Source organism: Mycobacterium sp. NGS48 (genome assembly GCF_059812585.1).
On the sequence record NZ_JCALCY010000032.1, the window covers coordinates 1 to 11007 of the forward strand.

At 66.9% G+C, this 11007-nt stretch carries 10 protein-coding genes; 5 read left to right on the plus strand and 5 right to left on the minus strand.

All coding sequences use genetic code 11. The features are described from left to right. The first annotated feature begins 75 nt into the window (after positions 1 to 75). Genes egtB through egtE form a run of 4 tightly spaced genes read left to right on the plus strand, consistent with a single transcriptional unit; the run spans position 76 to position 4140 of the window. Entirely contained in the window at positions 76 to 1356 is a 1281-nt protein-coding gene (gene egtB / locus AC5Y42_RS23370; protein ID WP_499900942.1) for an ergothioneine biosynthesis protein EgtB, read from the plus strand. Continuing rightward, on the plus strand, positions 1356 to 2045 hold the full coding sequence (gene egtC, locus AC5Y42_RS23375; RefSeq protein WP_499900943.1) for an ergothioneine biosynthesis protein EgtC: 690 nt from the start codon (positions 1356 to 1358) through the stop codon (positions 2043 to 2045). Before egtB ends, egtC begins: the two co-directional genes overlap by 1 nt. Beyond that, positions 2045 to 3010 carry an L-histidine N(alpha)-methyltransferase gene (gene egtD / locus AC5Y42_RS23380; RefSeq protein ID WP_499900944.1) on the plus strand — a complete coding sequence of 322 codons (966 nt, stop codon included), beginning with the start codon at positions 2045 to 2047 and terminating at the stop codon, positions 3008 to 3010. Before egtC ends, egtD begins: the two co-directional genes overlap by 1 nt. Then, positions 3007 to 4140 carry an ergothioneine biosynthesis PLP-dependent enzyme EgtE gene (gene egtE / locus AC5Y42_RS23385; protein ID WP_499900945.1) on the plus strand — a complete coding sequence of 378 codons (1134 nt, stop codon included), beginning with the start codon at positions 3007 to 3009 and terminating at the stop codon, positions 4138 to 4140. The genes egtD and egtE overlap by 4 nt, the downstream gene beginning before the upstream one ends. A 14-nt stretch (positions 4141 to 4154) precedes the next feature. On the opposite strand, the gene AC5Y42_RS23390 is transcribed toward egtE, so the two are convergent. Genes AC5Y42_RS23390 through AC5Y42_RS23400 form a run of 3 tightly spaced genes read right to left on the minus strand, consistent with a single transcriptional unit; the run spans position 4155 to position 7143 of the window. Further along, complete coding sequence (locus AC5Y42_RS23390) at positions 4155 to 4835, minus strand: class I SAM-dependent methyltransferase (protein WP_499900946.1); 681 nt, start codon at positions 4833 to 4835, stop codon at positions 4155 to 4157. Positions 4836 to 4845: 10 nt separating this feature from the next. Then, positions 4846 to 6333 carry a glutamate-cysteine ligase family protein gene (locus tag AC5Y42_RS23395; RefSeq protein ID WP_499900947.1) on the minus strand — a complete coding sequence of 496 codons (1488 nt, stop codon included), beginning with the start codon at positions 6331 to 6333 and terminating at the stop codon, positions 4846 to 4848. A gap of 18 nt (positions 6334 to 6351) precedes the next feature. Continuing rightward, complete coding sequence (locus AC5Y42_RS23400; protein ID WP_499900951.1) at positions 6352 to 7143, minus strand: class I SAM-dependent methyltransferase; 792 nt, start codon at positions 7141 to 7143, stop codon at positions 6352 to 6354. A gap of 1 nt (position 7144) precedes the next feature. Here AC5Y42_RS23400 and glpK point away from each other — a divergent pair, with 1 nt between their 5' ends. Next, entirely contained in the window at positions 7145 to 8707 is a 1563-nt protein-coding gene (gene glpK / locus AC5Y42_RS23405) for a glycerol kinase GlpK (RefSeq protein ID WP_499900948.1), read from the plus strand. An 88-nt stretch (positions 8708 to 8795) separates the two neighbouring features. On the opposite strand, the gene AC5Y42_RS23410 is transcribed toward glpK, so the two are convergent. After that, positions 8796 to 9575 (minus strand): PadR family transcriptional regulator, encoded by a 780-nt coding sequence (locus AC5Y42_RS23410; protein WP_499900949.1) that lies wholly within the window; start codon positions 9573 to 9575, stop codon positions 8796 to 8798. Between the two features lie 67 nt (positions 9576 to 9642). Beyond that, a complete protein-coding gene (locus AC5Y42_RS23415; RefSeq protein ID WP_499900950.1) occupies positions 9643 to 10902 on the minus strand; it encodes an MFS transporter in 1260 nt (419 codons plus the stop codon). Positions 10903 to 11007: the final 105 nt, after the last annotated feature.

Consider the following 11007-nt stretch of genomic DNA (forward strand, 5'->3'; position numbering starts at 1 on the left):
TGCCGACGACTTCTCCGACCAAGTGATCGCGCACGGTATCGCACCGATGGTCACCCGGTTGGCGCAAGGGGAGTCGTGAATTCACGAGAAACGCTGGCCGGTGCTCTGACTCGGGCCCGGGAGCGCACGCTACGGCTGGTCGATTTCGACGACACCGAGCTGCGGCGCCAGTACGACCCGTTGATGAGCCCGCTGGTGTGGGACCTGGCGCACATCGGCCAGCAGGAAGAGCTGTGGCTGCTGCGTGGCGGTGCCCCGGATCGGCCGGGGAGGTTGCCGCCGGACGTCGAAAGCCTCTACGACGCCTTCGTGCACTCCCGCGCCAGCCGCGTCGAGCTGCCGCTGCTGTCACCGAAACAGGCGCGCGCATACTGCGATACGGTGCGGTCGGCGGCGCTCGACGCGCTGGACGCGCTGCCCGACGAGCCCGATGCCGGATTCGTCTTCGGGATGGTGGTCAGCCACGAAAATCAGCACGACGAGACGATGTTGCAGGCGCTGAATCTGCGGATCGGCTCGGCGTTACTGCCCACCGGGACACCGTTGCCGCCGGCCCGGCCAGGTCTGGCCGGCACATCGGTGCTGGTGCCCGCGGGCCCGTTCGTGCTCGGCGTCGACCCCGCCGACGAACCGTTCTCGTTGGACAACGAGCGCCCGGCCCACGTCGTCGACGTCCCGGCCTTCCGGATCGGCCGGGTCCCGGTCACCAACGGTGAATGGCGGCAGTTCATCGACGACGGCGGCTACCGCCAGCCGCGGTGGTGGTCGACGCGCGGCTGGGAGCACTGCCGGAGCGCTGGGCTGACTGCACCGCAGTTCTGGGACGCCGACAGTCAAACGCGAATCCGGTTCGGCCACGTCGAAAACATTCCCGCCGACGAACCGGTCCAGCACGTCAGCTTTTTCGAAGCCGAGGCCTACGCCGCATGGGCAGATGCCCGGCTGCCCACCGAAGCCGAATGGGAGAAGGCCTGCGCGTGGGATCCGGCCGCGGCCGCGCGACGTCGCTATCCGTGGGGCGGCGACGATTTGTCCCCGATGCGTGCCAACCTTGGCGGTGCGGCGCTGCGCCCGGCGCCGGTCGGCGCCTACCCGGACGGGGCGTCGGCTTACGGAGTCGAGCAGACGCTCGGCGACGTGTGGGAGTGGACCACCTCACCGCTGCAGCCGTGGCCGGGATTCACGCCGATGATCTATCGGCGCTACTCACAGCCGTTCTTCGGCGGTGACTACCGGGTGCTGCGCGGCGGGTCGTGGGCCGTTGCGCCGGAAACTCTGCGGCCCAGCTTCCGCAACTGGGATCACCCGTATCGTCGGCAAATCTTCGCCGGCGTCCGATTGGCTTGGGACATCTGATGTGTCGACACCTGGGCTGGCTAGGCCGCGAGGTCGCCGTCTCGGCGCTGGTGCTCGACCCGCCCTACGGACTGCGGGTGCAGTCCTATGCGCCGCGTCGTCAGAAGCATTGCCTGATGAACGCCGACGGTTGGGGCGTAGGGTTTTTCGACGGCGTAACGCCGCGGCGGTGGCGCAGCGCTGCCCCGCTGTGGGGTGACGCGTCCTTCGATTCCATCGCTCCGGCGCTGCGCAGCCACTGCGTCGTTGCCGCTGTGCGTTCCGCCACGGTCGGCATGCCGATCGAAGTCAGCGCCGTCGCGCCGTTCACCGATGGTCAGTGGCTGCTATCCCACAACGGAGTCGTCGACCGGTCGATTCTGCCACCCACCCTATCGGCCGAATCCATGTGTGACAGTGCGCTTCTCGCCGCGCTGATTTTTAGCCGAGGCTGTGACAACCTTGCTGAAACCATCGTAGAACTCGGGACGGCTGATCCCGTGGCCCGGCTGAATGTCCTGGCGGCGAACGGTTCCCGGCTGTTGGCCACCACATGGGGCGACACGTTGTCGGTGTTGCGCCGCCGCGACGGCGTGGTGGTGGCCAGCGAACCCTATGACGACGACCCGGACTGGGAGGATGTGCCCGACCGCCACCTCGTCGAGGTCACCGCGGACGGCGTCACCTTGACCGCACTGAGAGGAGCTTGATGACGCTGACGCTGTCCAACCACCTGGCCGCGGACTCCGCCTACCAGGCGCTGCGGCGCGATGTACTCAACGGCCTACGACAGGACCCGAAATCTCTGCCGCCCAAGTGGTTCTACGACTCGGTGGGCAGCGAGCTATTCGATCAAATCACCCGGCTCCCGGAGTATTACCCGACCCGCGCGGAAGCCGAAATCCTGCGTAGCTGCTCAGCCGAGGTGGCATCGGCCACCGGCGCGGACACCCTGGTCGAGCTGGGCAGCGGGACGTCCGAGAAGACCCGGATGCTGCTGGATGCGCTGCGTGATCGCGGCGCGCTGCGCAGATACGTGCCGTTCGATGTCGACGCCAACATACTGTCGGTGGCCGCATCGGCAGTGCAGCGGGAATATCCCGGCGTCGAAATCGCCGCGGTCTGTGGTGATTTCGAGGAGCATCTGGCTGAAATTCCCGGCGGAGGGCGGCGGCTGTTCGTGTTCCTGGGGTCAACGATCGGCAATCTGACCGCTGGGCCGCGTGCCGAGTTCCTGGCGTCGCTGGCGGCAGTGTTGCGGCCGGGCGACACTCTGCTGCTGGGCACCGATCTCGTCAAGGACACCGAGCGGCTGATCCAGGCATATGACGACGCCGCAGGAGTGACGGCGCGGTTCAACCGCAACGTGCTCTCGGTGGTCAACCGGGAACTCGACGCGGATTTCGACGTCGAAGCCTATGCGCACGTCGCCCGTTGGAACGCGGAAGAGCAGCGGATGGAGATGTGGCTACGCGCCGAACGACCGCAGCGCGTGCAGATTCGGGCGCTCGACCTGACCGCCGAGTTCACCGCCGGTGAGGAGATGCTCACCGAGGTCTCGTGCAAGTTCCGGCCCGAGACGGTGGCCGCCGAACTGGCCGCTGTCGGGCTGCGGCGCACCCGGTGGTGGACCGACGGCGCCGGCGACTTCGGGCTGTCGCTGGCCGCCAAGTGACCTCGCTGGCAGACGGCTGGCGGTCGGCCCGTCCGCCGGTCGCCGGGCTGCACCTGGACAGTGCAGCCTGTTCGCGGCAGAGCCTGGCTGTGCTCGATGCCGCAGCCCGGCACGCCCGCCACGAGTCCGAAGTCGGCGGCTACGTCGCCGCGGCCGCCGCAGTACCGGTGCTGGACGCCGGGCGCGCCGCCGTCGCCGCGCTGGCCGGCATGCCCGATGCCGAGGTGGTGTTCACCACCGGCTCGCTGCACGCACTCGACCTGCTGCTGAGCAGTTGGCCGCCGGGCGGCCGGACTCTGGCCTGCCTGCCGGGTGAATACGGCCCCAACTTGGCGGTGATGGCCGCGCACGGCTTCGCCAGCCGCCCCTTGCCAACTGATGGCGACGGGCGGATCGCGATCGACGAAGCGGCCGTGCGGCTGGCCACCGACCCGCCGGAGCTGGTGCATTTGACCGTTGTGGCGAGTCACCGCGGCATCGTGCAGCCGCTGGCCGAGGTGGCGCGCCTATGCGGCGAGCTGGGTTTGCCGTTGGTTGTCGACGGCGCTCAGGGGCTGGGCCAGGTGGACTGTGCAGTAGGCGCCGATGTCACCTACACGTCGTCGCGCAAATGGCTCGCCGGCCCGCGCGGTGTCGGCGCTCTTGCCGTGCGTCGGTCGCTGATGCAGCGGCTGCAGCCGCGGTTGCCACCGCCGGAATGGGTGTCGTCGCTGTCGGTGGCCCAGCGACTCGAGCTCGGTGAAGCCAATGTTGCCGCACGGGTGGGCTTTTCGGTTGCGCTGGGCGAGCATCTGGCCGCCGGGCCGGCGGCGGTGCGGCAACGTCTGGCTCGGGTGGGCCGTGACAGCCGCACCGTGCTGGCCGATGTGCGCGGCTGGCGGGTCGTCGAATCACCCGACGAGCCGAGCGCGATCACTACTCTGGTCCCGATCAACGGGACCCAACCAGACGTCGTGCGGTCCTGGCTGATCGACCACCGTCAGATCGTGACGACGGCTGCGGGTGTGGAGCGGGCGCCGAAGGAATTGACCGAACCGGTTTTGCGAATCTCGCCGCACGTCGACACCACCACCGACGATTTGACGACGTTCGCCGCCGCGCTGGCCGAGGCGACTGCAGCCACCACTTGAGATCGCGCCGCTTCTCAGTCGGTTTTATGCGCGGTCACCAAATAGGCCGGCAATTTTGACCGGCCCTTGTCGTCTTTGGGGAACTCCGGCAGCTGAATTGGGGCATCGGGCGCGCTGGGTGGCATGTTCGCGTGGATGAATGCCGGACGGATCTCGTCGATCTGCCAGTACTTGTTCACCGCGGCCCGCAATTCGTCCTCGTCGACCGTGTTAGGCCCCTGCTCCGCCTCGGGCGGGAAAGCGGCTTTGGCGAAAACCAAGACGTAATACACCGCGCCCGGCGCCGCGGCCTGGAGTATCGAGCGCAGGTAGCCGTCGCGGCCCTCCACCGGCAGCGAGTGAAACAACGTGGAATCGATCACCGTATTGAAGCGGCCGTCATAGCCGGTGAACGAGGTGATGTCGGCTTGGGCGAAACTCGCAGTGCGCAATCCGCGTTCGTCGGCGGCCTTGGTTGCGGCCGCGACAGCGGTCGCGGTGAGATCGATACCGACCACGGTGTAGCCTTCGGCCGCCAGCGCCAGCGACAGTTCGGCGTAGCCGCAGCCCGCGTCGAGCACGTCGCTGCGGACCTTGCCGTCCCGGATCAAGGTAGCCAATTCCGGCTGCGGCTCACCGATATTCCATGGCGGCGGTCCCTCGAAAACGCCTTCCTGCCGGTATGCGTTGTCCCAATCCATCACTTCATTCGCCATGAGCTCCAACCTACTCGGGCGTGGTCATCGTCTCCCAGGTGTGCACCGGCTCATTGCTGTGCATGTGGTCGCAGTAGCGGTGCAGCATCTCAGCCAGCGCCGCGGGCCGAGTCATCCCGCCGGCTTGCAACGCCCGCACCGTGGCCACCTGCCAGGTTGCCCCGTTACGGCCGGTTTTCGCGCGGCCCTCGATCACACCCAGAAACCGGTCGCGCACCTCAGCGGCGACACCCCAGGCCTGCAGGCCCTCATAGGCCATCGGCAACAGTTGCCGCAACACCAGTTCGGCGGTGGTCACCTCACCCAAACCCGGCCAATACAACTGGGCGTCCAGGCCATAACGGGCCGCTTTGCGGAAATTTGTATGCGCCGCGGAGAAATTCATCTTGGTCCACACCGGGCGGTCCTCCTCCGACAACGTACGCAGCATGCCGTAGTAGAACGCCGAATTGGCCAGCATGTCGACGACGGTCGGTCCCGCCGGCAGCACTCGGTTCTCCACTCGCAGATGGGGCCGGCCGTCGACGACGTCATACACCGGCCGGTTCCAGCGATACACGGTTCCGTTGTGCAGGCGTAACTCCGAAAGCTGTGGCGTACGGCCGGCGGCGAGCTCGGCAACCGGATCTTCGTCAGACACCTCGGGCAACAGCGACGGGAAATAGCGCACATTCTCTTCGAAGAGGTCGAAGATCGACGTGATCCAGCGCTCCCCGAACCACACTCGAGGCCGCACCCCTTGGGTTTTCAGCTCGTCCGGCCGGGTGTCGGTAGACTGGGTGAACAGTTCGATGCGAGTCTCTGCCCACAGGTGATGGCCGAAGAAGTACGGCGAATTCGCGCCGAGCGCCAGCTGTGGACCGGCCAGCACCTGCGCCGCGTTCCAGTTGTCGGCGAAATCAGCGGGGGACACCTGCAGATGCAATTGCATACTGGTGCAAGCAGATTCGGGAGCGATCGTGGCAGAATTCAAGCTGAGTGGTTCGGCCCCGCCGATGTCGATCTGCAGATCCTCACCGCGAGCCCGAAAGATCGAGTCGTTGAGAGCTTGATAACGGGTGGAGTCGCTCATCCACCCGCCGCGCAGATGCTCGGGCATCAGCGTCGGCAGGATTCCAATCGTCACGATGTGCGCGTTGTCGGCGTTGGCCTTAGTCTCGGCGTCGTTCAAACTCGCCCGCACGTCGGCTTCCAACTCGATTGCGGTACGACCGGGCAGCGACCGGGGCGGGACGTTGAATTCGATGTTGTAGGCCCCTAATTCGGTCTGGTAGGCCGGATCGCCGATCGCCGCCAGCACATGCTGATTCGACATCGCCGGCTGGTAGTTGCCGTCGACGAGATTGCATTCGATCTCCATCCCGGTCAGCGGATGGTCGAACTCGAAGCTGGATTGCGCGAGCATCGTCTCGAAGACGTCTAGGCACAACTGCACCTTGCGCCGGTATTCCTGTCGGTGCGCATGGCTGTACGCGGCCCGTTTGACCTCTTCGCCCACATCGCCGATGCAACAGGTTCAGCGACGCTCGCGCAAGCGACTGGCCACCACGATCTGCGGGCGCGGCCGAAGCGGGGAATTGACCAAGCCGCCGCCGCGCAGCTCCAGCTGGATCGCCGGGTCCGCGTGCCGGGCCAGCGCTCGCAGTGCCGACGGGCTGTAGGCGCGCAGCGAGCTGATCACACCGTCGTGTGCCATCGGGATCACTATTGCCAGCGGCAGCATCGAGGCCAACTGGGCGATGTGCAGCAGCGAGGGCGGCCGGGGCAAATCGATGATCAGTAGCTTGTCCGCCGCGCGGCTCCCCTCGGCCAACGCCTGGGCCGCCGCTGCCGGCGGCAGGTGGTGAAACGACATTGCGAACACCGCCAGGTCGTAGGAGCCATCCGGCGCGTCGATGGCCGTCGCATCCATCTGAAGCACGGCAGCCCGCGGGTGGCTGCCCAGATCACCGGCGGCGATCGCGGCCACCGAAGCGGGTTCGATGTCGGTCACCGTCACGTCGGCAGTGGGATGCATCTCCAGCAGCGCCCTGGCCAGCCCACCATGACCCGAGCCGAGCTCGAGAATCTTGGGATCGGGCACGTCGGCGATCTCGTCGAGCGCAATGCGGGCGAACATCTGGTGGTGACCGAACAGTCGCCCGAAGCGGTCCAGGGATCGAACCACCGCATGCTTGCGGTCGTCGACGTCGTCGCGGTCCAGATATTCCAGCCGATCGGTCTGCAAGAGCCGGTCCAGGCACGACGCCTTGGGACCGCCGCGCGGCATGCTCTCGAGGTCGAACGTTCGTCTGCCCACATAGACCATCATGGACGATTACACGCAGTGGCCGCCGTCCCGCGGAGGAGAGCAAGTGGCTGAGTTCATCGCCTCGATCGACCAGGGCACCACCAGCACCCGCTGCATGATTTTCGACCACGATGGGGCCGAGGTGGGCCGCCACCAGCTTGAGCATGAGCAGATCCTGCCGCGAGCGGGCTGGGTCGAGCATGACCCGGTCGAGATCTGGGAGCGCACTGCCTCGGTGCTGGTATCGGTGCTGAACAGGACCAACCTTGCACCCGGAGACATTGCGGCGCTGGGCATTACGAATCAGCGGGAGACCACACTGGTGTGGAACAAGCACACCGGCAGGCCCTATTGCAACGCGATCGTCTGGCAGGACACCCGCACCGACCGGATCGCATCGGCGCTGGACCGCGACGGCCGCGGCGAGGTGATCCGGCGTAAAGCCGGCCTGCCGCCGGCGACGTATTTCTCCGGCGGGAAACTGCAATGGATTCTAGACAACGTCGACGGTGTACGCGCTGCCGCCGAACAGGGCGACGCCGTCTTCGGCACCGCCGATACCTGGCTGGCGTGGAATCTCACCGGCGGTCCGCGCGGCGGCGTGCATGTCACCGACGTCACCAATGCCAGCCGGACCATGTTGATGAATCTGGAGACGTTGGACTGGGACGACGAGCTTCTCTCGCTGTTCGGGATACCGCGGGTGATGCTGCCCGCTATTGCGCCGTCGTCGGCGCCGCAGCCATACGGGGTCACGCGGGACAGCGGCCCGCTCGGCGGTGAGGTGCCGATCACCGGCATCCTGGGCGACCAGCACGCGGCGATGGTCGGGCAGGTGTGCCTGTCGCCCGGAGATGCCAAGAACACCTACGGCACCGGCAATTTCCTCCTGCTCAACACCGGGGAGGAGATCGTGCGCTCAGCCAACGGCTTGTTGACCACCGTCTGCTATCAGTTCGGCGACGCCAAACCCGTTTACGCCCTGGAAGGTTCGATCGCGGTTACCGGCTCGGCTGTGCAGTGGCTGCGCGACCAGCTGGGCATCATCAGCGGCGCCGCGCAGAGCGAGGCGCTGGCCCGTCAGGTCGACGACAACGGCGGCGTGTATTTCGTTCCGGCGTTTTCCGGCTTGTTCGCCCCGTACTGGCGATCAGATGCCCGCGGCGCGATCGTTGGGTTGTCGCGGTACAACACCAACGCACATCTGGCCCGCGCGACCCTGGAATCGATTTGCTACCAGAGCCGCGATGTGGTCGACGCGATGGCAGCCGACTCCGGCGTGCGCCTGGAGGTTCTCAAAGTCGACGGCGGTATCACCGCCAACGATTTGTGCATGCAGATCCAGGCCGACGTGCTCGGTGTCGACGTGGTGCGACCGGTGATCGCCGAGACCACGGCACTGGGGGCGGCCTACGCCGCCGGTCTGGCAGTGGGGTTCTGGGCCGATCCCACTGAGTTGCAGGCTAATTGGCGAGAGGACAAGCGTTGGTCGCCGGCGTGGAGCGACGACGAGCGCGCCGCGGGATACGCGGGCTGGCGCAAGGCGGTGCAGCGCACCCTGGACTGGGTCGACGTTTCGTGACCGCTCACCCCTTCCCGCGAGCGTGCGTGTCCCCGGTCGACACGCCGATGCCGCAACGTATTTCACGCACGCTCGCGGGCGGAAGCAGCTACTCGTCTTCGCTGAGCACGGTGTAGATCTCGCGCCTCGCATTGTTGACGACGTCGATGATGCGCTGCTGCTGCTCACGGGTTGCCGCATGCGCGGCTTGCGCTACCGACGCGAGCATTTGGCCGACGGCGGTTTGTAGGTTGAGGTGCGACGGGTCAACCCCGTCGGCGATCTCCTCCCACGGCGGGGTCGCGATCTTCTTGGCAGCTGCGCGGCCGTCCTCAGTCAGCTCGAAAAGCTTTTTGGTTCCCTCGACTTCCGACCCGACGCAGAGTCCCTCGTCGACCAGCATCTGCAGGGTCGGGTACACCGAGCCCGGGCTGGGGCGCCACAGATCCTGGCTGCGCCCGGCGATCTCCTGGATCATCTCGTAACCGTGCATCGGTCGCTCGGCCAACAGCACCAGGATGGCGGCACGAACGTCGCCGCGGCGACCGCGCCGACCCGGGCCACCGCGGCGGCCACCGCGCGGGCCGGGGCCAAACCCGAGCCCGAAACCGAACCCGCCGGGTCCTGCCCCGCCGGGACCGAACCCGCCGGGCCCGAACCCGCCGGGCCCGAAGCCGCCGGGTTTGAACCCGCGACCCAACCCCGCTCCGAATTTCGCACCGCCCGCGTTGTCGTGCCCGCGGCCATGGCTGCGGAGGTTCCCGCGGACCTCGGATCGAGCCGAGCGGCCCTTTTCGTGCACGGTGCTGTGAGCCTGTGGACCAAGGCCGAAGCCCTCGGGGGGCCCACCCACAAAAGGCATTCCGTAAGGGCGGAAAGGTGCGCTCATGGTGTGTCTCGTTTCTGATGGAGTCACGCCTGGATGCGTGAACGATATTGCAACGATATATCGGAAACTATCGCGATGCAACGGTGGGGCGGACATTCGTCGCCGCCGGGCCGGTTTCGGGCATAGCGAGCAGGTAGAGGACGAATCCGCTGCCGGCCAGCCCGCCCAAGGCCAGGAATGCCGCGTGGTAGCCCGCCGCCACCACGATCCAACCGGCGGCGAAATTCGACAGCGCAGCACCCACGCCCCAGGCGGTGGTGACGGCGCCCAGGCTGATGTTGAACCGCCCGGTGCCATGCGTGACGTCCTGCACGACCAGGGGAAACAGTGCCCCGAAAATGCCCGCACCCACCCCGTCGAGCAGTTGCACAACCACCAGCCAAGACGAGTTGTCCGACAGCGTGTAGAGGAAGCCGCGGGCGGCCAACACCGCGAAACCGACCAAGAAGATGGGTTTGCGCCCCCAGCTGTCGGCCTTGGCGCCGGCGATATAGGCCACCGGCACCATCACCACCTGGGCTGCCACAATGCAAGCCGCCATCAATGCGGTGCCCCGCTGCTTGTTCTGCAGCGCCAGCACCTGACCGACCAGCGGCAGCATGGCCGCGTTGGCGAAATGAAACGCCACTACCGCGGCGGCGAAAATCATCAATCGCCGGTTGTGCAGCAACACCGCCAATCGGGACGGCTGCGCGTGCGGCTGCCCGGGTGCGTGGTCCATGCCGCGCGCCACGTCGTGGTCGATGGCCTGCGCCGGGATCCGCAGTGTGGCCGCCACGCTGAGCAGCCCCATGGCCGCCAGCACCCAGAACACCACCGCCGGGCCGAAGAAGTAGGCCAGTCCACCGGTGGTGGTCGCGGCGGCGGCGTTGCCGGCATGGTTGAACGACTCGTTGCGCCCGATCCGCCGGGCGAAGTGCCCCGGCCCCACCACGCCCAGGGTGATTGCCGCCAGGCCAGGAGCGAACACCGAACCGGCGATCCCGGTGACCGCCTGTAGCGCCGAGATCGAGTAGAAGGCGGGAAACAGCGGCATCGCCAGGGCCCCCGCAGTGACGAATACCGCTCCGGCGATCATTAGTGCCCGCTTGGCCGTGGTGCGGTCGACCACTGCACCCACCGGCGTTTGCGCCACGATCGCCGCAATGCCGCCGATGGCCATCACGAACCCGATCGAGGCCTGGTCCCAGTGGTAGGTCAGCAACAGATAAATCGACAGGTAGGGACCCAAACCGTCGCGCACGTCGGCCAGTGAGAAGTTCAACAAGTCCAGCGCACGCGCCAGCCGTGCCGGGATCGCCTCGGCGGCGCCGGCCGTGGTTGTCATGCCGGCACGGTAGCCAGCGAAGTTGAACTGAAGCTGCGAAGGTTTACCCGTCGCGGGGCTGGGTAGCTCTGAACGGATGAATGACGAAAACCGGGACGTGAAGGT